This window comes from Moorena sp. SIO3E8, from assembly GCF_010692445.1.
GTDB lineage: Bacteria > Cyanobacteriota > Cyanobacteriia > Cyanobacteriales > Coleofasciculaceae > Moorena > Moorena bouillonii.
Map to the genome: position 1 here is coordinate 31721 of NZ_JAAHHM010000039.1, position 21252 is coordinate 52972.

The following is a 21252-nucleotide window of genomic DNA, read 5'->3' on the forward strand; positions in this document are numbered from 1 at the left end:
TTATTGTTATAATTCATTATAACCAAATTATTTTAACTGATTAAACAGCAACGACCAATGAACACAGGGTTAAACTAAGGCTTTAAGAAGCACCATTAGCTTCAGGTTAATTTCTGCGAGTTCTTTATTGGGATCAGAGCCAGCAACAATTCCAGCACCAGCGTAGAGCCGAGCGTGATTACCTGCTATCAAAGCAGACCGAATCCCAACGATAAATTCACTATTGCCTTGATAATCTATCCATCCGAGGGGAGCAGCATACAGAGAACGGTCAAAGGTTTCGTAGTGTCGGATTTGCTCACAAGCAATTTTGGTAGGAACACCAGCCACTGCTGGAGTAGGATGCAGTTTCGCTATAATATCTAGGGGATTGACATCAGGTGGTAATGCTGCCTTAATCGGAGTCCATAAATGCTGGATATTCGAGAGTTTCAGCAGTTGGGGAGATGGCAAAAAATCCAGTTCCAAACCCAGTTGACAAAGACGTTGGATAATAAATTCACTCACTGCGTTATGTTCACGTCTCTCTTTTTCACTACTAAGTAATTGGTTCGCCAAATCCGCATCTTCAGCTGGGGTTTTACCTCGTGGAGCAGACCCTGCTAAAGCATCCGTCACTAACTGATGGTCGTAAATACTAATCAGACGTTCAGGACTAGCGCCAATAAAGTTTTTGCCTTTGCCGTTACTGATGGAAAAAATATAGCAATCTGGATAGTTATGGCGCAAATTGTCTAGAGAATCTACCAGATTAAAGGGTATTGGTGAGACTACATCCACGGCTTGGGAAAGGACAATTTTGCTAAATTGATTGGCTTGGATAGATTTTAAGGCTGATGAAACCGATAACTTGAAGTCTTTGGCTTTTTTTGAATCTTGCTTGAGAAATTGATGATGGTTAGCCTTACCAGTAAAACAGTAGAGCAGACGACCAGAAGAGGTGATTAGATTGAACTGCCGACCTAGGCTTTCGACCAGCCAATCCAGATTAACTTGAGAATTTATTTCAAGATTAGCCACTACTACACATCGGCTTTGACAAAGTGAAATTTGCCAGCGAGGTAGAAAAATAGTGGCAGATGGGAAAGGATTGTTAGTATTAAGCTTGTCAGGAAAAAACGTAAAACTACAGAAAAAATGAGGTCCAGCAAATCGCTGCTCTATTTTACCACTAATTATGGTCTTAGCTAGACATGAGTCGATAAATCTTTGGGCTTTATAGAACCGTTGCTCACCAGCTAACTTAAGTTCAACAGCAGCATCAATAGCAACAATTGATTCTTGATTACTTCTATTTTCAAAATAGAAGTGTAGGGGCTCGGGCGTGGCGGCAAAAGGGGCAGCTCTATCCCGAATTGCCTGAAAAACGGCCAGTGGGTCGAGGGGGGGAATTTCTTGAGAAATACTGGCAATTTTGGCAATACCTTGTTTTTGAGATTTTTTCTGGCAGGCTAAGAGAAACTGATGTAACTCTTTAGCCTCATGAAAGAGGTGAGCAGGGCAGGGAATGACTGACATATATAGGCTTTCTTGAATTACAGGAGTGTTTACCTAAATGAACGACAACACTTGGCGATTGGCCTTGGCCTTTGGGCCACGCTACGCGAATGGCCACGCTGCGCGAACGCTCTTTACTACATATTTCTTAATTTGTATTTACATAACTTATTTAATTCACAGACTTTATAGTGACTAATGATCAATTATCAGCATGTTTGGCAATTAAGAAAAGCAGGGTAAGGGCAAAAATCAATAAATAGGCCGTCTAATTGTAACTATTGAAAAAGAATTGCAATAATTATGATAATCAAGGCTTACTATGGTCATAATCCTTGCTCTATTCTTGATGCAGTCGCTCATGGGGGGAACCCCCAAGACCGCGCTGCATCGCTATCACATTTTGGTTTAATTCTTCTTGGGCTTACCATAAAATTGCTCAGCATCATTTTTTTAATTTTAATGATCAGCCCTAGTTTTGGTAGGCAAAATGTTGGTAATCCAAACCAACATTTATTGGGTCATTAGTCAAGACGGAAATCAAGGGGATATTAGTATAGACAATCCCTGATTAATTTTTCCAACCTACTACAAATAAAAAGCTGCCCTTTTGGGTAGACACCACTTCAGTTTTGATGAAGCCTACTTCTCTTAAGAGGTTAACAATTTTATCGGTAGAGTAAAGAGGGGGAGCTTTAACTCCGCCAATCAATAAATCCATTATTTCTAATTCTGGCAAAAATGATGGTGAAGGAACCAAACTGTCAGTGGTAGGTTCCAGGATAATCACCATACCCTTTGGTCTTAAAACCTGAAAAGATTTTTTGATAAACTGGCTACCATAATCGCTGTAGGACAATTTTCTAAATAAGAAGACAAGATCATATTCTTCTTTAGCACCCCACTGGTCAGACAAAGCATTTCCTTCGGCAGATATAATAATCTCTTCCGGACATTTAGGTAAAGGATACTTGCTTAAAAGTCGATCTAAAAAATTAATTTGATTTTCCAAGCCTGCCAGCACAAAGTCTACATCAGTTTTGCGTTCCAGTAGCTTGCCTATAAAGGTAATACCCACTTCGCCAGTAATAATTCTCTTAACCTGATCAAGAGGAATTTTAGTGAACAATTCTCGGGAGGGTTCTTTCAGATATTCGTTAGCAAATGCATAGTACTCATAAAGGGTTTCATCATTACCATTAAACAAATCCATCTGCTGATTTGAGCTGCCGGTTTGGATAGTTAAGTTTAATGATAACCAGGATGACCATGTCTGAGAGACTAGATTGTAATAATCTCCCAAATAACTTGGACTTTCTCTAACTAAGTAATTCTTAGTCATTTGGGTATTAACATAGCCAAAACCTTGATTATGATTATTTTGGCTAATTTTGAGATAACCAAGACTCTCCAAAACCCTCAGCAATCGCTCAGTTGATATCAAATTAAGATTCAAATCCCTGGCTACTAAATTAGCATAAACTCCGGGATGCTTGTGCAGATAATCAAAAACACCAAGTTTCACAGCTGACATAATAATTGCAGTGCGTTGGAAACTGGTGGCATCTGCCAGCATTTCTGCTCTTTCTAAGAGTCTGATTCGATTACCAATAAGTTTGCTTAAGGTATTGATAGTTTCTGGGAAATACTTTTTGATTGCCAAGGCTAAGCCTACCAATTTAGATGGCAGTCCAAATCTTTGCTGTTTCGACTTGATCTCTAGAGTATCCCTTTCTAGCACTTTTACATTACTGGTCATACTTTTTAGTCATACTTTTTAGGATTGATTACAAGACTTACAGGGTGCGTTATTAACGCACCCTACTACTTATAGAGTTTGGGGTTCAGTTTTGCGTAAGTCCTATAGTAATAGTAGTTTTTTTATCACTTTAGTTAAAAATTTGTCAATAAAATTTACATAAATTGACGTATTATCAATTCACTACCTTGCTTGGGATTAATGGTATTCTGCTAGTCAGCCCCTTAACACCGTTGAAGACCGTTGACCCAAAGCTTGAACAGTCCCAGCAGTATTGGTTGATGGTGTGACGGTCAGTCTAGCACGACTTGCATTCATATTCCGGGACTATTATGACAACAAACACAATTAAAATTCCTAGCTCCAAACGGAAACTGTGGCTAGCAGCCATCAAGCCCCCCATGTATAGCGTGGCAATTATCTATGTTTGGGTGGCAGCTGCTGTGGCATGGTTTGAGACCAATCACCTCAATTGGACGATATTTTTGACATTTGTCAGTGCTTCGATTCTGATTCTGGCTTGGGAGAATCTGAGTAACGATGTGTTTGACTCTGAGACTGGGATTGATAAAAACAAAGCTCACTCGATAGTGAACCTGACGGGAAACAAATCCTTGATTTTTTGGCTAGGGAACCTGTGTTTAGGACTGGGTATCCTTGGCATGCTACTGATCTGCTGGTGGCAGCAAGACTTAACGGTGATGGGATTACTACTGCTATGCTGCAGCCTTGGCTATATCTACCAAGGACCTCCGTTTCGCCTGGGCTACCAAGGTCTAGGAGAGATTCTGGCCTTTTTGAGCTTTGGTCCGTTAGGCATGTCAGCTGCCTACTACAGTCAAACCCAGAGTTGGTCTGTCACTAACCTGGCGGCATCGATAATTGTGGGTCTTGGGACTATGTTAATTCTATTTTGCTCCCATTTTCACCAAGTAAAGGATGATATAGCAGCTGGGAAGCGATCGCCTATGGTTCGCCTTGGCACCAAACGGGGTGCTCAACTGTTGCCCTGGATTTGTGGTAGCCTATTCGCTGCTACTGGTGGGTTTGTGCTCATGGGGCTATTCCCCATATGGACATTACTCAGTTTGGTGGGATTGCCCTTTGCTATCAAGCTTTGCCGCCATGTTAACGCTAATTACAACCAACCGCAAAAGGTAAGTAATTGTAAGTTTATTGCCGTAGCGCTACATTTTTGGAGTGGACTCTTGTTGGGTGTCGGTTTCTTAATTAACCTTAATTAAGGGAATTAACTTACGAGGGGGCTTGGGGGAGCGATAAGTCCCGCACCGTAATCTCCGATTCGGTGTCGGGATACATGGACTCCCCCAGTATTTTTATCACCCCTTCTTGGGGTGATAAAAATACATCTAGCGATTTTGTGTATTCATGGTAGAATGATCTTCATGTTGATGATGAACTACCGATACCGCATTTATCCAACTGCTGACCAGCAAGCTCAAATGCTTGAATGGTTAGAGACTTGTCGCAAAGTCTACAACTATGCTTTGAGAGAGTTGAAAGACTGGTTGGCGAGTCGGAAGTGTGATGTGGATAGATGTTCGTTATCTAAGGAATATATCATCGGGGCGGATACTCCATTCCCTAGTTATCATCTTCAGCAAAACAATCTACCAAAGGCTAAAAAAGTCAACCCCCAACTCAAGAATGTACACTCTCAAGTTCTGCAAACAACCATTAGAAGATTGCACGATACCTGGGATGGGTTCCGTTCTCGTGGGTTTGGGTTTCCTAGATTCAAAAAGTGGGGTCAATTCAAGTCATTTCTGTATCCACAATTCAAAAAGAACCCGATCGGGAATGGCAGGATTGACCTTCCCAAGATTGGCAAAGTTGCCATCAACTTGCATCGACCAATTCCAGATGGATTTCAGGTCAAACAAGTCCGGGTGTTGTCTAGAGCCCGACATACTCAGTGGTATGTAGTGGTCACAATTGCCAAAGACGTAAAAATCCCAGACAATCCACCTTGCGGTCGTGGGATTGGGGTAGATCTCGGACTCGAAAAATTCTTGACAACATCTGACGGCTTTACAGTGGAACGCCCAAAGTTTTTCAAAGACCTCAAAGGCAAGCTGAAATTGCTGCAACGGAAGGCTGCGAGAAAACAGAAGCGTTCTAAGAATTGGGAAAAAGCACAAGTAAAAGTGGCAAGACTTCATCTAAAAATTGCCAATGCTCGCCAAGATTTCCATCTGAAAACTGCACATCTTTTGTGTGACCAAGCGGAAAGGATTTTTGCAGAGGATCTCAACACAGTTGGACTCAACAGAGGAATGCTCCGAAAAGAGTGCATTGATGCTTCTTTTGGACAGTTCCTCGACTTACTCAAGTGGGTTTGCTGGAAACGAGGGAATTACTTTGAACGAATAGACCCGAGAGGAACTAGTCAAACTTGCCCATTGTGTGGTGCAACTGTGCAAAAATCTCTCAGTGAAAGAGAGCATATTTGTCCTGAATGCAACTATCGTACCCACAGAGATCATGCAGCAGCTCAGGTGATCAGACTCAGAGGGTTAGAATTAGTACCCACGGACTGTGGGGAATGGAAACTGCCTGGTCATGGCGTACTGTCGGGTGAGCGCAATCTCATAGGCAAGTGCTGATCCAGGAATGCTCAGTTGTGAGACTGAGAAGCCCACGGCATAATCTTTGATTTGCCCTTGGGAGAAGTCACTTAACCTTAATTGAACGAATCATGTCAGACCAATCCCAGGCGATTCAGGGAATTTTTGATAATATCTCTTCTAACTATGACCAGCTAAATGACTGGATCAGTTGGGGTCAGCATCGAATTTGGAAGCTGATGACGGTTAAATGGGCTGAGCCTAAGCCAGGAGATACCTGTGTTGACCTGTGTTGTGGCAGTGGAGACCTGACTCGACTATTAGCCGAGAGAGTAGGCACTCTAGGAAAGGTGTATGGAGTAGATTTTGCTCCCCAGATGTTAGCGATCGCAAAACAAAAATCCTCTGAACCACACATTGACTGGGTAGAGGCGGATGTTTTAGATTTACCATTTGCTGACAATACCTTTGACGGAGCAACTATGGGATATGGATTACGTAATGTCGTAGATATCCCCAAGAGCCTAAAGGAAATTTACCGTATTCTTAAACCAGGGGCTAAAGCAGCAATTCTTGACTTTCACTTACCGTCTCAGGCTCTGTTTCGACAGTTTCAACAGTGGTATATGGAAACTATTGTTGTTCCCCTAGCCAGTCAGCAAGGACTTGAGGAAGAGTATGCCTATATCTGGCCTAGTGTACAGCGATTCCCCCGTGGTCCGGAGCAAGAATCTTTAGCACAGCAAGTAGGCTTTCGTGCAACTCACTACCCGATTGTTGGCGGAACCTTAGGAGTATTGGTATTAACTAAACCTAGAAGTGTTGAATAGGGAATCGGGAATCGGGAATCGGGAATCGGGAATCGGGAATCGGGAATCGGGAATCGGGAATCGGGAATCGGGAATCGGGAATCGGGATGTAAGCATTCAGCTATCAGCTATCAGCTCTCAGCTCTCAGCCGTCAGTGGTCAGCTCTCAGCCGTTAGGGGTCAGCTTATTTTATTCAAAAGCACCATCTGCGTGGCACAGGCTTTGGCCTTTGGCCACGCTGTGCGAACGACGCTGTGATAACCCATAAGTTGATCACTGAAAGCTGAAAGCTGAAAGCTGAAAGCTGAAAGCTGATAGCTGATAGCTGATAGCTGATAGCTGATAGCTGATAGCTGATAGCTGATAGCTGAGTGCTTACATAGGGATGCAGCCCAATAGCAATTAAAAATAGCAATTAGCAATTCATCAATGACCAATTATAAGTTCAAGTTTCACCCATACCAGCGTCCCTTTAAACATCCGTTGTCTACCAGTCATGGCCAATGGACAGTCAGAGAAGGTATCATTCTTAGCCTTAGTGATGAAATAGGGAACATTGGCTGGGGTGAAATTGCTCCTATCCCTTGGTTTGGTTCGGAAACTCTGGAACAAGCGTTAAATTTTTGCGAGCAATTACCTCAGGAGATTACTACAGAGGAGATTTTCGCCATTCCTGCTGAACTCCCCTGCTGTCAATTTGGGTTTGAATCTGCTTGGGAGCTAGTGATGGGCAAAGGACTTTCGACAAAGGACTTTGAACAAAGCAAACAACACTACAGTTACCTGTTGCCGAGTGATGAAACAGCAAAACAGTCCTGGGAAGCTCCCTGGAATCAGGGATACCGAAGCTTTAAATGGAAAATTGGTATTGCTCCGATTGAGGATGAAATCAAGATAGTTCAGGAGTTGGTTGAAGCAATACCTGCTTCTGCCCAATTGCGTTTGGATGCCAATGGGGGATTGACTAAACAAGAAGCTGATCAGTGGCTGATGGTATGTGAAACTATCGGAGCGGTTGAGTTTATCGAACAGCCGCTACCTCCAGAGCAGTTCGATGTGATGTTGGAGATGAGCCACAACTATTCCACTGCGATCGCATTGGATGAATCGGTGGCAACCCTTGACCAACTTGAACAGTGTTACCAGCGGGGATGGCGAGGAATTTTTGTGATTAAAGCTGCGATCGCAGGTTCTCGGAAACGACTACGGCAGTTTTGCGACACCTATCCGATTGATACCGTCTTTTCATCCGCCTTGGAAACTACCATTGGTCAACAAGCGGTCCTCCAGCTAGCAGCAGAACTCTCTGACTTCAAGCGCGCTGTAGGTTTTGGTGTCAACCATTGGTTTAATGAAGGTTTAAGGTTAGATGGTTGAAGGTTGGAATGTTGTTCGCGTAGCGTGGCCGAAAGGCCAAGGTTATTGGGTTGAAGGTTGGAATGTTGAAGGTTTGATGGTTGAAGGTTTGATGGTTGAAGGTTTGATGGTTGAAGGTTGGAATGTTGTTCGCGTAGCGTGGCCGAAAGGCCAAGGTTATTGGGTTTTAAGGTTATTGGGTGTTAAGGTTATTTGGTTAGATGGTTAAAGCGTTAAAGAGCAAATATCGGCAGGATTCATACGTCCAGCAGCCCCTAAGCTATGTCCAACAACGTTCTGGTGAACAATGGCTGATTGGCTATGACAGTCAGCAACTTAACCAACTCATTGAGCAATACTGTCAGCAATTCTCCCAACTTTCCCAGGAAAAAGCACCGAAAATTCTTTTAGTAGAGCAAAATCCTCTTAAATTTCTAGCCGCTTTCCTAGTTGCTGTTGCCACTAATTGTCATGTATTCTTAGGGAATCCCCACTGGGTAAAACCAGAATGGCAACAAGTCCTTAACCAAATCCATCCCGATATAATTATCGGAGAATTAGCCAGTATTATTGAGCCATCAAAACTCAATAATAAACACTCAACACTCAATAATCAATATTCAATAATCAATAATCAGCCTTCAGCACTCATTATGATTACCACAGGGGGCTCATCTGGCAAAATCCGCTTTGCCATTCACACTTGGGAAACCTTGATGGCATCAGTAGCAGGGTTTCATCAGTATTTTGGGAACAAGCCAGTGAATTCCTTTTGTGTCTTGCCTCTGTATCATGTCAGTGGTTTGATGCAGTTTATGCGATCGCTTACCACAGGCGGACGTATGGTAATTTTGCCCTTCAAAGCCTTGAAAGCTGGGGAAGGACGAGACATTGATCCCAAAGAATTTTTTATCTCTCTGGTACCCACTCAACTAGCCAAGCTCATCAACCAAGATGCGGCTGACTGGTTATCCCGCTTTCGGACAGTCTTGTTAGGGGGGGCTCCGGCTTGGGAATCCCTATTAACACAAGCAAGACAGTATCGTATTCCTTTAGCTCTTACCTATGGCATGACCGAAACCGCTTCTGGTGTAGTCACCCTTAAACCTGAGGATTTCCTCAGTGGTAACAGTGGTAACAATAGTTGTGGTCAGGTGTTACCCCATGCCAAGGTGACCATTCGCAATGGTAATGGAGAAATTCTCAAGGCTAATCAAACTGGTGTGATTACTATTGAGGCAAAGTCCTTATTCCATGGCTACTATAGCCCTAGCACAAATCTTGCCCTAGAGTCTGAGCTAAGTAAATTTCCCAACAGACTCCAAACGCTACAATCGGACGATTTAGGCTATTTCGATCAACAGGGTTACTTATATACTGTTGGCCGTCGCAGTAACAAAATTATTACCGGTGGTGAAAATGTGTTTCCCGCTGAGGTAGAACAGGTAATTCGTGGAACAGGGCTGGTTAGTGATGTTTGTGTGATTGGCTTACCCGATGACTATTGGGGTCAAGTGGTAACCGCTGTTTTTGTGCCTAGTTCCGATCAGGTTTCTGTTGCGATGGTGCAACATAAGGTAAATGGGAATTTGAGTAAATTCAAGTGTCCTAAGGATTGGGTGGCGGTAGAATCTTTGCCGCGCAATGGTCAAGGAAAATTGAATTATGAGCAGGTGAAAGTTATAGCGCGAGACTGTTTAAGTAATTGAAACTCAACGAAATCAATCAGGTCAAGGTAAATTGTTAGGCTGGGGATAAATGCGATCGCTTCTTGATGCAGTCGCGCTTTGGGTTAAACCCCCTGTTCCCTTACTGCATGCCTTTTGCCTTTTGCCTTTTGCCTTTTGCCTTTTGCCTTTTGCCTTTTGCCTTGCCCGTAGCGCTATAACTGCCTCAACCCATGACTGCCCTGAGTACAGCTATTTCACCCGAATCACTTGCAACTGAAGCCAAAATTCTTAGCTTTCGGCAAAAGAAGCCCCACAACGAACATGCGCAGCATGAGTGTGGGATGAATTTTGCACAGAGTCTTCTGGATAAGGGAGACGAGCTATAAAACTTCTGAGTACTGATGACTGAGACATTCCTCAACGTTGCTGCTTCTTGCTCCAACTGTCTTTTTTCAAAATCAGTAAGTCTAATTGTCATTTTTATTGTTTTCAATATGACTGGCGTTTTGACTAGCGGTATAGTATAATGATAGTAGGTCGATAAACAGTGAGGCAAGTATTATGAGAACTGCTTACCAATACCGATTAAGGTTAACCAAAAACCAAGAGGTCGAACTAGAGCGATGGTTGGATATGTTGCGCTGTCAATATAACTATTTGCTAGCCGATAGGTTTGCGTGGTATGAGCAAAACCGTTGTTCAATCAATGCTTGCCCGCTTGTTTGTCACCTTCCAGAACTTAGGGACAATCCTGATTACTACTCGCAAAAGCGAACTTTGCCTCAGCTCAAAAAGAATAGACCTTGGTACAAGGGCATCCATGCTCCTGTTTTACAGGATTGTGTCAAACGAGTAGATTTAGCCTTTAAAAGGTACCTAAAAGGGGATTCTAGTGGCAAACGAAGTGGAAGACCTAGATTCAAAGGCAAGAACAGATACCGGTCTTTGACTTTTTCGGCTTTTTCTAAGAATCCTGTTAATGGGAATCGGTTGAATCTCCCTAAGTTTGGATGGGTAAAAATGGTCTACCACAGGCCAATACCTACTGGATTTAAGATTAAAACAGCCACGGTAACCCGAAAAGCCGATGGTTATTACGTGACTCTGTCTCTCCAAGATGATACTGTTCCTAAGATAATTCCGATCGAAGAAGTGTCAAACCCCATCGGTATTGATATGGGGCTTAAGTCGTTTTTGATAAAGTCTGATGGAACTGATGTACCCATTCCACAGTATTACCGAAAGGCTCAAAAAAGACTTAAGAAAGTCCAGAAAGCTGTTAGCAGATCTAAGAAGGGCAGCAACAATAGAAAAAAGGCTGTAACCAAACTGGGAAAAGCTCATAAAAAAGTAGCAGATACCAGAAAAGACTTTCATTTCAAAACAGCCAAAGAACTACTAGATAATCATGATCTGGTGGCTCACGAAAAACTAAATATCAAAGGTCTAGCCAAGACCAAAATGGCTAAGTCGGTTCTAGATGCTGGGTGGGGTCAATTTCTGTCGATTTTATCAACCAAAGCCTTAAATGCTGGGTTGGTAACGAAAGCAGTAAATCCCAGGAATACTAGCCAGAACTGTTCTAACTGCGGGGAGAAAGTTCCCAAAAAACTAAAAGACCGCACCCATTCCTGTTCTCATTGTGGGTACACAGAAGACAGGGATGTAAATGCGGCTAAAAATATCTTGAAATTGGCGGTGGGGCATCCCGTCTGTAGTAAAGCTTACCGAGCATCCAAGGCGTTGGCCGGAGTTGGTAAGAAGCCCACACTGAACTTGTAAAAGTCAGTGTGGGAGTATGTCACTAGCGGTTATCCCTTAAGTATTGCGCCAATGATGGATCGCACTGACCGCCACTATCGCTATTTCATGCGCCAGATTACACGACGGACATTGCTCTACACCGAAATGGTCACCAGTGCAGCAATTCTTCATGGCGATCGCGAACGCTTGCTAGGGTTTTCCCCACAAGAGAAACCCCTAGTCTTACAAGTTGGTGGTGACACTCCCAGTGAATTAGCTGAATGCGCCCGAATTGCTGAAGCTATGGACTATGACCAGATTAATCTCAACGTTGGTTGTCCCAGTAGTCGGGTGCAAAATGGCAATTTTGGAGCTTGTTTGATGGCGCAGCCTGAACAAGTAGCACGCTGTGTAGAGGCTATGGTTAAAGTAGTGAACATACCCGTTACTGTCAAGCACCGTATCGGTATTGATCACCTTGACCGCTATGAAGACATGGCTAATTTTGTTCGCATTGTCTCAGATGCCGGTTGTCAGCATTTTACTGTACATGCTCGCAAGGCTTGGCTACAGGGTTTGAGTCCAAAAGAGAATCGCAACGTCCCACCCTTACGTTACAGTGACGTCCATCGTCTCAAGCAGGAGTTACCTGACTTATTCGTGGAAATTAATGGTGGATTCACTAGTCTTGAACAAGTGCAAGAACAACGGGAGTATGTCGATGGGGTCATGATTGGGCGTGCAGCTTACGACAATCCCTATCTGTTTGCCAAAGCTGATTGTGATATCTATAGCGAGACAGTTATACCCCCAACTCGCCATCAGGTTGTCGAAGCTATGTTTTCCTATATTGATCACTGGGTAGCCAAGGGTTTTAAGCTTAACAAAATTACCAGACATATGCTGCAATTATTTGCAGGGCAACCAGGTAGTAGAGCTTGGAAACGTCATCTAACTGAAAATTCCTGCTTGGTTGGTGTTGGTTCTGATGTCGTTCGCGAAGCTTTAGCTAAAATTCCTTAGAGTAAGCATACAGCGGTCAGCGGTCAGCGGTCAGCTTTGTGGTAAGCATATGCGCTACGCGCACGCTGCGCGAACAGCCATCAGCTAATGCTTACGGTTTTTTATTGCCATATCTCACGTTTTATATTATTAAGTATATTTGTACTATTTTGCGATATAATAATCACAACTATAATAGTGGTATTGGCCAATTTAGGGACAAAATACTGGTCTAATCCAGATTTTATAGTTAAAAACCCGCCCATCATCCATAAGAAAATAACCATGAGATTTATCAGCCCCAAAACCGATTTTGCTTTTAAGAAAATCTTTGGTTCCTCTGAAAGTAAAGAAGTCCTAATTAGCTTTCTAAATGCTTTAATATATCAAGGAGAATCTAGGATAAATAACTTAGATATCATTGACCCATACAATGCTGGCTATACTACGGAGTTAAAGGATACCTACCTGGATGTCAAGGCGATTCTAAATGACGGCTCGACAGTAATTATTGAAATGCAAGTGTTAAATGTCCCGGCTTTTGATAAACGAGTAATCTATAATCTCGCCAAAACCTATGCCAATCAATTAAAATCTGGGCAAGGATATTATAAACTCAAGCCGGTGATTGCTTTAACGATTACCGACTTCACCATGTTTGAGGAAACCGACCGATACCTAACTCGTTTTGTATTTAAAGAAGACCAAGATAACTTTATCTACCGAAACCAACACCTAAGCATGGTGTTTGTGGAACTGCCGAAATTTTCCCGGGGTTTAGAAGACTTAGAAACGGCATCGGAGAAATGGATATATTTTATGAAGGAAGCCCCAAATTTAGAAGCAATTCCCGATACCTTATCAGAAATCCCGGAAATTGCTCAGGCGCTAACCATAGCTAATCAAGCGAATATGAGTAGAAAAGACTTGGAGGAATTACACAAACGAGAAGTATTTATGGAAGACCGCAAAGGTGAAATTCGTCAAGCTCTGGAAGAAGGCCGAGAAGAAGGGAAACTTGAAGGCCGGGAAGAAGGTAGATTATTAATGCAGGGACTTATATCCCGTCAACTGGAAGGCAAACTTGGTGCAATACCCTCAGAAATTATAGAAGGAATTCAACAATTATCTCTAGAACAATTAGAAGGTTTAGGAGTTGCTATGGCAGATTTTAGCACCAGCGTAGATTTGTCGAATTGGTTGCACGATAACCAATGATATAGCGCTACGCTTAGCGTAAGAAGTTAGAAGTCAGAAGTCAGAAGTCAGCTATGACTTTTCTATTCCCTGTTCCCTGTTCCCGTCTTGATGCAGTCGCTCATGGGGGAAACCCCCAAGACCGCGCTGCATCGCTGTTCCCTGTTCCCTTTTTGATACCAAATTGATAATTCCATTTAGAATTAACGCACCGATAACACCAACTGCCACATGAAATAGCACAAATACGACACTGTAAGTCAAGCAAGGTGTAACACCAGCGGTAGGGCAATCTAAGGATTGTTTCGGGTCGATAATAGACTCTACCGGTTTACCAGCGGTTTGGGAAGAAATACCACTAACCGCTAAACCAGTACCCACCAGGGCAATCCAACGTTCTAATCGTTTCTCCCGTTCTGCCTGGTCAATGTCTACTCGGGCTCGGATCGCACTAAGGGCTTGTTCCAGTAGTGCAGCACCATTCCCAAAATAGCCCAAATCTGATTGGATTTGTTCTTGAAAGAGGCGGCAATCATTGAAAAAAGTTTCTAAAAAGCTGAGGTCATCTTGGGGAAGTTTGCCGGAGATATCCCTCAGTTCTCGCTTATAGTTTTCAGCATTAATCGTAATTGTCAGTCGATAATGGTCTAAATCTCGGAGTAAGCGAGAGTAGTCTAATGCCTTTTGGGAAACTGATTTGATATCCTCCTTGAATTTGTCTAACTCTGCTTGACTCAAGCTTTGACTAGCTGGCCAGTGTTGAAAGGTTTGGTCAAAATACTGCTCAATGGTTTGATATTCCCTTTTAATTACCTGATAAACATCACGATTAAGCTGATAAGCACGGATGACTTTATTTCGATAACAAAATAGGTTAATAAAATTGGAATAGTAATCGATAAACTTATCACTAGCTTCTGGTTCCCAAAAAATCCAAACCAGGATATGACAGTATTTTTCTGGTTGACTAGGAACTCCGTATTCAAAAATCGGACTGCCGAATAATTCCCCTTCTTGATTGAAGTGAGGACAGGGAATTTGAGCAGGAATGAAAGCTCGCAAACACTCGTCAGCTAGTTTTCGTATTTCCTGGCGATGTTGCAGTAATTTCCAGGGCACCCAGCGTTTTTGTTCTGTATACCAAACTGTTAAGACCAGAGTTTGACCAATGGAACTGCTGATTTGCTCCGGCATCAAGCAGCCTGCTGGATTCAATTGTTTTAGAAAGCTGGAGGGCACTGCTTGGGTGCGTTGGGTCTGATTTTGCTCTAGTTCAGGACGGCGGAGGTTTAGGGCTAAGCCATAGGTATCTTGAATTCTGAGGGGAGTTGCAACTCCGGTAACAGCCAGGGAAGTATTATCTAGGGTAACATTACTCCCAAAGTGGAAAGCCACATCATCAGTAGTTTTATCCTTGAGCAGGTCTACTCGATATCCTGACTCTTCTTCAATTTCAAGCTGCTTAGTCACTCCAAATTTTTCAGAGATAATCTCGTTGCACTTGTCCCAGAGTAAGGTAGTTGGCTCACTAGTTTTTAGATGAAAGGCAAATAAATGGACATTAGGGGCATAGACTTTAGAGGTCATTGGTATAGCAAAGGGAACAGGGAACAGGGAACAGGGAGCAGGGAGCAGGGAGCAGGGAGCAGGGAGCAGGGAGCAGGGAGCAGGTAAGAGTGAAGTCCGAAATGATAAGAGGTAAAAAATTATGTGGGTGTTGCTTAATAATAGAATGATTTTAAGAGTTTATAGGTGGGCTTGACCTATTAAGAATTAAATTCGCCACGGGTCGCACCTGTAGAATGGGCATCTTGGTGGAACTGGCATCTTGGTAGAACGGGCATCTTGGTAGAACTGGCATCTTGCCAGTTTCATGCTTATTTTCGGGCGGGCAGGGCGAGCATGAATGGGCATCTTGGTGGAACGGGCATCTTGGTAGAACTGGCATCTTGGTAGAACTGGCATCTTGCCAGTTTCATGCTTATTTTCGAGCGGGCAGGATGCCCACTCTACTGGGATTCAATATTTTCGAGCGGGCAGGATGCCCACTCTACTGAGATATCCCGACTCCCTATTCCCTACTTCCTGTTCCCTGTTCCCTGTTCCCCGTTCCCTTTACTATTGAGTTGATCCTTCACCTGCTCACGCAGTTCCTGAAACCAATTATTAAGGCGATCCGGCTGAATAGGTGGAGTGGGAGGAACTTTGCCAAGCTCCTTTCTTTGTTTCTCAAATTCTCTGAGTTTATCCCTAATTGTAAGCCGTGCCTTGAACCAATTTCTGAGAATTGACTCAACGTTTTCTGGTGGGTTATTCTCCAAAAAGGCTAAGGTCTGATCTAAGTCCTGTAAGTCTTCGATAGAAAACACTTCTGGTTTGGTATCCAGGAATTCGGGAAATAGTATAAGTTTAAGGTCAGAAATCATGATTTTACTCTCCAATTACACAGAATGCTGCCCAATAGTAGGGGTTTTGGAAGGGTTGCTCATGGGGTTTAAACCAATCCAGTTCTGTTTCAATCTTTTCCATCAAAGAGTTGTCTAGGGGTAACTGCCTACTCCAGGCTAGCAACTGAGACTGGGTGCTATCCCGCAGCCAGAATTGGGCTTGATTAAGGGCAACTCCTAAAGCCATCTGCTCTCGCAGATTCTGATAAAATTTAATCATCAACAACGCTGTCGATAAATCGTTTACCATCCACAAGCTACTAACTACCGCTGGACTTCCGGCCACTAGGAAAGCACTGGGTAAACCAATGTATTCATCGCTGATGTTGGTGTAAATCAATCCCGTTTCACAAGCGGAAAGAGTAACCAGGCGACATTGTTCTAATTGTAGGCCAAAGACTTCATCGATAGTCAGACACTTCTTTAGGTCAAATACTTCCTCTTCACTTACCCGTAAATAGCGCTCGGGATTGGGCTCAGCAGAGGTCGGTTTGTGGGCATTGGCCAGAATTAGAGCTGATTTCCGTGGTTCTTGGTAATTAAAGTAACCGTGACAGCTAAAATGGGTACAGTGGAATGTGTTGAGAGCTTTGCTATCGATGGCGGCTTTGGTGGCAGCCTTTTCTACAAGAACTTCTGTATCTGGTGGTGGATTGAAGTAGCCTTTGATTACTTCTACTTCGATAGTAGTGTAAACTAAATCAGCACTGGGGTTTTGAACCGCAAACAGGTGGGTAAAATCTTCTGGGCGTTTTCTGGTTTTGGCAAGTTGCAGTAGTTGACAGCTAGGAGCGTAACTTACCCCTGCTGGAAACTGTTCCATTATAATTTCAGATTTATCTTCTCCCTGCTGACTGGTAATCGGTAAAGCATGAAGGGGGAACAAATGTAAAAACTGATGGGGGATTAAAATTAAGCGATCGCACTCTGGGGGTATTTGCTGAATAATGTCATCAATGGATAGAATATCAGCTAGCTCATGTAGGCGGTTACTCAGGTTGTTTTGCCAATTATCTTTATTGATTTGATAAGCTTTGTAATCTTGTAAATACTCATTTTTCCAAGTTAGCAATTTATCTAAGTTTTGTGGCTCAGATTGCCAAACTATGGCCTGTTTAGTTTGGCGGGTAAAGATGAACGTGAGCAGCTTATTCCGTGTAATATAAAATTCTACAATAGCAGTGTTGTCATCTAAATTGTTTTGAAATTGCTCAAATTTAAAGCTATAACCGATAGGTAAATAGTGGTCTTGTAAATCATTGCGCTGTTGTCGCAATTCTTGAAGACGTTGTGCTAAGACTTTTGGATGTTCAGCTTTGCCCTGTTGGGTTTTATCCTGACCTATGGCTATTTCATCCCTGTATTGTTCTAGTAGAGTGGCAACTTCTGGGGGAAAGATGGTTTTCAAGTCACGGCGGAGAATCTCTTCAACTAAATTGCGGGTTTTGCTCCGTTCAACATATTCAATGGCTTCTGTGATATTACTTAAGTCTAGGCAAGTTTCTACCATACCTCGATAGCTTCGGTGGTGCTTTTCAGCTAATTTAGTCTTATATTCTTCTTCTCCAGAACCAGAAATAATTTCATCTCGCAGGAATTCCACTGTTTTAATGGCAGCATCAAAAGCCTGGTAAGCTTCCGGGAAATTTTGAGCATCTCGGTAAGCAAAACCAAGGTTATTTTTAGTATCTATATACTCAATAGGAAATGCCTCAAAGGTATAAACTCTAAGAGCCTGTTGGTAACAAGCGATAGCCTCTTCTATATTCTGTGCTTTCTCCCCTTTGATTCGCTCATTGTAAGCAATACCAATATTAGTTTTTGTCGTTGCACACTCAATAGGGCATGCCTCAAAGGTATAAACTATGAGAGCCTGTTGGTAACTAGCGATAGCCTCTTCTATATTCTGTGCTTTCTCCCCTTTAATTCGATCATTGTAAGCAGCACCGAGATTAGTTTTTGTCCTTGCCCACTCAACAGGAAAAGCCTCAAAGGTATAAACTATAAAAGCCTGTTGGTAACAAGCGATAGCTTCTTCTATATTCTCTAGTTTCTCCCCTTTGATTCGGTTACAGTAAGCAGCACCGAGATTAGTTTGTGTCAATGCCCACTCAATAGGAAAAGCCTCAAAGGTTAATACTCTAAGAGCCTGTTGGTAACAAGCGATAGCTTCTTCTATATTCTGTGCTTTCTCCCCTTTTATTCGGTTGTTGTAAGCATTACCGAGATTAGTTTTTGTCCTTGCCCACTCAACAGGAAAAGCCTCAAAGGTATAAACTCTAAGAGCCTGTTGGTAACAAGCGATAGCTTCTTCTATATTCTGTGCTTTTTCCCCTTTTATTCGGTCAGAGTAAGCAATACCGAGATTAGTTTGTATCGCTGCCCAAGCAATAGGAAAAGCCTCAAAGGTTAATACTCTAAGAGCTTCTTGGTAACAAGCGAACGCTTCTTCTATATTCTGTGCTTTTTCCCCTTTTATTCGGTCAGAGTAAGCAATACCGATATTATATTGTGTCTCTGCCCATTCAATAGGAAAAGCCTCAAAGGTTCTGACTGTTAGAGCCTGTTTATAACAAGCGATGGCCTCTTCCATATTCTGTGCTTTCTGACCTTTGATTCGGTCAATGTAAGCATTACCGAGATTAGTTTTTGTCCTTGCCCAATCAATAGGAAAAGCCTCAAAGGTTCTGACTGTTAGAGCCTGTTGGTAACAAGCGATGGCCTCTTCTATATTCTGTGCTTTCTCACCTTTGATTCGCTCATTGTAAGCAATACCGAGATTATATTGTGTCAATGCCCAATCAATAGGAAAAGCCTCAAAGGTTCTGACTGTTAGAGCCTGTTGGTAACAAGCGATAGCTTCTTCTATATTCTGTGCTTTTTCCCCTTTTATTCTGTTACGGTAAGCAATACCGAGATTAGTTTTTGTCGTTGCCCAAGCTTGGGGAAAAGCCTCAAAGGTTCTGACTGTTAGAGCCTGTTGGTAACAAGAGATCGCTTCTTCTATATTCTGTAATTTCTCCCCTTTGATTCGGTCATAGTAAGCAAGACCGAGATGATTTTGTGTCATTGCCCAATTTTCGGGAAATGCTTCACGGGTTAAAACAGTTAGTGCGACTTCATAGCCAGTGATCATAATGTCAATATTGCTGGCTTTATTATCCAAAGTAAATTGCTGAATTAGATTACTGAAAAGGAGAATCACTAATGCTAAGTATTCCGCTTCATCTGCTTCCACTTCCGCCAGCTTAATTGTTGCCCAAGCCCGCAATAGTTCTGCTAATCTATCATCCAGTTTGTCTGTATTTGCTGCCAGTAATGGGTAAAGTACCTGCGCGTCACCCTCACTGTCTCGGGTTGCTTGTAGTACCTGTAATAGAAAGTCAAGTTGGGCATCAGATGTATTGTCAGCCATTGCCATCAACTGCTCTACAATAGTTATTGAAACATTATAGCGTTTCTTAAGAAGTCAGAAGTCAGAAGTGGGTAGTGCTGTATAAATATTTAACACACGAGTATCCATTAACCGCAAACGAGTACTAGTTTTTCGCAAAGCAGTACTCGTTTCTGACATACCAGTACTGGTGTATAACAAACGGGTAGGCGTTGCTCACATACCAGTACTCGTTTCTCGTTAACCAGTACTGGTGTATAACAAACGGGTACCCGTTTCTGGTTAACTAGTATCCATTTCTCACTGACAATTACTAGTTACTGAGAAACGAGTACCTTTTTCTCTCATGGTAAGAGGCAAAAGGCAATAGGCAATAGGCAATAGGCAAGAGGTAAGAGTCAATAGGCAATACTCAATTATAAATTCTGAATTCAGAATTTATAATTTTTAATTTTTAATTTTTAATTTTTAATTTTATAAAAGCTTTTTAAAATCCTTGACAAATAAAACTATAATCATTACAATAATAATTGTAAATGCAAGTTCAACTTTTGAAAGATGTCAGAACAATTTACTCGCAACTTCAAAAAACAACCGACTCAGCACACTCTCAAAGGTCCTCGTCAATCAGTAATTTATAGTATGCAAATGTTTTATTCCCTGGGCTATGCGGAGATTGCCGAGTGGACTCCTCTGGAGCCTACTGAAGTGCCGGGTGAAGTGATAACTACCATGACCAAGTATTGGTTGTTGCCATAACACTTTAAATTTCTGGGGGGGTTTCCCCCCTGGCCTTGGGTTTGGTCTGATAGCATAGGATCACATCCGAAAGTTTCGGGTATTTTTCTGACATAAATCAAAAGTTGAACTCGCTAGCCGTAGATAGTATTTCTACGGCTATTTTTTTTGTAATATCATGTCAGGATAATTACCCTTAATAAAAATCTCCCCATCTCCCCATCTCCCCATCTCCCCATCTCCCCACACTACTCCCTACTCCCTACTCCCTACTCCCTACTCCCTACTCCCTACTCCCTACTCCCTAGCCATTGCACTATTTCCTCAGGTAAGGGAATTTTAGTTCTAGTTATTGCATTAATACAAACGTGCTTTGTAATTGCCTTGGCCAGTAACTGTTGCGATGACGAAGCTGTAACAACCTGATAAGCAATTTCAAACTTACTTTCACTCAACTGCTCAGGCATCACCTGAATCAGCAGTGGATCCCCACAAAACATAGGACGCAAAAAATCTACACTGGCATGAACAATCGGAATTGCCACAGCGGGCTTAGTGAAAAAGGACTTGAGATTAATGCCCGATGCATCTAGAGAGGCTTCATAAGCTTCATGGCAGATAGATAAAACATTAGCAAAATACACCACACCAGCCGCATCCGTATCTGAAAACCGAACAGTGCGATTATAAGTAAAAGAAACCATAGTATTTTACTTTATGATTGGGAAAGATAGTTAGTCGCTTTACCCATTACCAAAAATCCCAGAACTATTTGATAAGTGATTAACTAGACTTGATATAGCGTTTATTGCATTTATGAGGTAGGCTTATGAGCCTCAAAGTCCCCCTTGTTAAGGGGGATTTAGGGGGATCTCTTTGTACCTGATGGGAGATAGAATTGCTATATCTTGATATCTTGATATCAGTGGTAAATTAGGAATTAACAATTATATCATGTTCATATAATCAGTTATCAAAAAAACTAGCTTCCTTCTGGGAGGTAATCTCTCTTCTGATGCCCTGTTCCCTGTTCCCTGTTCCCTGTTCCCTG

The 21252-nt window shown here is 42.5% G+C and carries 22 protein-coding genes; 12 read left to right on the forward strand and 10 right to left on the reverse strand.

Going from position 1 to position 21252, the window contains the following annotated elements:
* Nucleotides 1-69 precede the first annotated feature (69 nt).
* Nucleotides 70-1518 carry an isochorismate synthase gene (locus tag F6K46_RS18055; protein ID WP_293059513.1) on the reverse strand — a complete coding sequence of 483 codons (1449 nt, stop codon included), beginning with the start codon at nt 1516-1518 and terminating at the stop codon, nt 70-72.
* A gap of 37 nt (nt 1519-1555) precedes the next feature.
* Here F6K46_RS18055 and F6K46_RS18060 point away from each other — a divergent pair, with 37 nt between their 5' ends.
* On the forward strand, nt 1556-1696 hold the full coding sequence (locus F6K46_RS18060) for a hypothetical protein (protein WP_158069630.1): 141 nt from the start codon (nt 1556-1558) through the stop codon (nt 1694-1696).
* Between the two features lie 372 nt (nt 1697-2068).
* Here F6K46_RS18060 and F6K46_RS18065 read toward each other — a convergent pair whose 3' ends face one another.
* Nucleotides 2069-3256 carry a methyltransferase dimerization domain-containing protein gene (locus tag F6K46_RS18065; RefSeq protein ID WP_293059517.1) on the reverse strand — a complete coding sequence of 396 codons (1188 nt, stop codon included), beginning with the start codon at nt 3254-3256 and terminating at the stop codon, nt 2069-2071.
* Nucleotides 3257-3420: 164 nt separating this feature from the next.
* Here F6K46_RS18065 and F6K46_RS18070 point away from each other — a divergent pair, with 164 nt between their 5' ends.
* The 4 genes from F6K46_RS18070 to ubiE all read left to right on the forward strand — a co-directional run bounded on the left by F6K46_RS18070 (nt 3421) and on the right by ubiE (nt 6674).
* Nucleotides 3421-3546: a hypothetical protein gene (locus F6K46_RS18070; RefSeq protein WP_269087014.1), complete on the forward strand. Its 126-nt coding sequence runs from the start codon at nt 3421-3423 to the stop codon at nt 3544-3546.
* 42 nt (nt 3547-3588) lie between these two features.
* Nucleotides 3589-4500, forward strand: coding sequence for a 2-carboxy-1,4-naphthoquinone phytyltransferase (menA, locus tag F6K46_RS18075; protein ID WP_293059520.1), 912 nt, complete (start codon nt 3589-3591; stop codon nt 4498-4500).
* A 168-nt stretch (nt 4501-4668) separates the two neighbouring features.
* Nucleotides 4669-5883: a transposase gene (locus F6K46_RS18080; protein ID WP_229415345.1), complete on the forward strand. Its 1215-nt coding sequence runs from the start codon at nt 4669-4671 to the stop codon at nt 5881-5883.
* A 92-nt stretch (nt 5884-5975) separates the two neighbouring features.
* Nucleotides 5976-6674, forward strand: coding sequence for a bifunctional demethylmenaquinone methyltransferase/2-methoxy-6-polyprenyl-1,4-benzoquinol methylase UbiE (gene ubiE / locus F6K46_RS18085; RefSeq protein WP_293059525.1), 699 nt, complete (start codon nt 5976-5978; stop codon nt 6672-6674).
* On the opposite strand, the gene F6K46_RS18090 is transcribed toward ubiE, so the two are convergent.
* A complete protein-coding gene (locus F6K46_RS18090) occupies nt 6648-6770 on the reverse strand; it encodes a hypothetical protein (RefSeq protein WP_293059528.1) in 123 nt (40 codons plus the stop codon). The two genes, ubiE and F6K46_RS18090, sit on opposite strands and share 27 nt — an antisense overlap.
* A 63-nt stretch (nt 6771-6833) precedes the next feature.
* On the reverse strand, nt 6834-7091 hold the full coding sequence (locus F6K46_RS18095; RefSeq protein WP_293059531.1) for a hypothetical protein: 258 nt from the start codon (nt 7089-7091) through the stop codon (nt 6834-6836).
* Between F6K46_RS18095 and F6K46_RS18100 the strand changes: the two genes are divergently transcribed.
* A complete protein-coding gene (locus tag F6K46_RS18100) occupies nt 7084-8031 on the forward strand; it encodes an o-succinylbenzoate synthase (protein ID WP_293059534.1) in 948 nt (315 codons plus the stop codon). The two genes, F6K46_RS18095 and F6K46_RS18100, sit on opposite strands and share 8 nt — an antisense overlap.
* On the opposite strand, the gene F6K46_RS18105 is transcribed toward F6K46_RS18100, so the two are convergent.
* Nucleotides 8003-8185: a hypothetical protein gene (locus tag F6K46_RS18105; RefSeq protein ID WP_293059537.1), complete on the reverse strand. Its 183-nt coding sequence runs from the start codon at nt 8183-8185 to the stop codon at nt 8003-8005. The genes F6K46_RS18100 and F6K46_RS18105 overlap by 29 nt on opposite strands.
* Nucleotides 8186-8231: 46 nt before the next feature.
* On the opposite strand from F6K46_RS18105, the gene F6K46_RS18110 reads away from it, so the two are divergent.
* From F6K46_RS18110 to F6K46_RS18130, 5 genes are all read left to right on the forward strand, one after another.
* Nucleotides 8232-9719, forward strand: a complete 1488-nt coding sequence (locus F6K46_RS18110; RefSeq protein ID WP_293059540.1) for a 2-succinylbenzoate--CoA ligase — start codon at nt 8232-8234, stop codon at nt 9717-9719.
* A gap of 49 nt (nt 9720-9768) precedes the next feature.
* A complete protein-coding gene (locus F6K46_RS18115; RefSeq protein WP_293059544.1) occupies nt 9769-9957 on the forward strand; it encodes a hypothetical protein in 189 nt (62 codons plus the stop codon).
* Between the two features lie 284 nt (nt 9958-10241).
* Nucleotides 10242-11462: a transposase gene (locus tag F6K46_RS18120; protein WP_293059547.1), complete on the forward strand. Its 1221-nt coding sequence runs from the start codon at nt 10242-10244 to the stop codon at nt 11460-11462.
* Between the two features lie 6 nt (nt 11463-11468).
* Nucleotides 11469-12446 (forward strand): tRNA dihydrouridine(20/20a) synthase DusA, encoded by a 978-nt coding sequence (gene dusA / locus F6K46_RS18125; RefSeq protein WP_293059551.1) that lies wholly within the window; start codon nt 11469-11471, stop codon nt 12444-12446.
* Nucleotides 12447-12710: 264 nt separating this feature from the next.
* Nucleotides 12711-13643: an Rpn family recombination-promoting nuclease/putative transposase gene (locus tag F6K46_RS18130; RefSeq protein ID WP_293059554.1), complete on the forward strand. Its 933-nt coding sequence runs from the start codon at nt 12711-12713 to the stop codon at nt 13641-13643.
* Nucleotides 13644-13694: 51 nt separating this feature from the next.
* Here F6K46_RS18130 and F6K46_RS18135 read toward each other — a convergent pair whose 3' ends face one another.
* The 4 genes from F6K46_RS18135 to F6K46_RS18150 all read right to left on the reverse strand — a co-directional run bounded on the left by F6K46_RS18135 (nt 13695) and on the right by F6K46_RS18150 (nt 19490).
* Complete coding sequence (locus tag F6K46_RS18135; protein ID WP_293059557.1) at nt 13695-15209, reverse strand: hypothetical protein; 1515 nt, start codon at nt 15207-15209, stop codon at nt 13695-13697.
* Between the two features lie 186 nt (nt 15210-15395).
* Complete coding sequence (locus F6K46_RS18140; protein ID WP_293059562.1) at nt 15396-15587, reverse strand: hypothetical protein; 192 nt, start codon at nt 15585-15587, stop codon at nt 15396-15398.
* A gap of 113 nt (nt 15588-15700) precedes the next feature.
* A complete protein-coding gene (locus tag F6K46_RS18145) occupies nt 15701-16048 on the reverse strand; it encodes a hypothetical protein (RefSeq protein WP_293059565.1) in 348 nt (115 codons plus the stop codon).
* A gap of 4 nt (nt 16049-16052) precedes the next feature.
* A complete protein-coding gene (locus tag F6K46_RS18150; protein ID WP_293117209.1) occupies nt 16053-19490 on the reverse strand; it encodes a CHAT domain-containing tetratricopeptide repeat protein in 3438 nt (1145 codons plus the stop codon).
* Nucleotides 19491-20021: 531 nt separating this feature from the next.
* Here F6K46_RS18150 and F6K46_RS18155 point away from each other — a divergent pair.
* A complete protein-coding gene (locus tag F6K46_RS18155; RefSeq protein ID WP_293059573.1) occupies nt 20022-20222 on the forward strand; it encodes a hypothetical protein in 201 nt (66 codons plus the stop codon).
* A 269-nt stretch (nt 20223-20491) separates the two neighbouring features.
* Here F6K46_RS18155 and F6K46_RS18160 read toward each other — a convergent pair whose 3' ends face one another.
* A complete protein-coding gene (locus tag F6K46_RS18160; RefSeq protein WP_293117212.1) occupies nt 20492-20905 on the reverse strand; it encodes a thioesterase family protein in 414 nt (137 codons plus the stop codon).
* Nucleotides 20906-21252 lie beyond the last annotated feature (347 nt).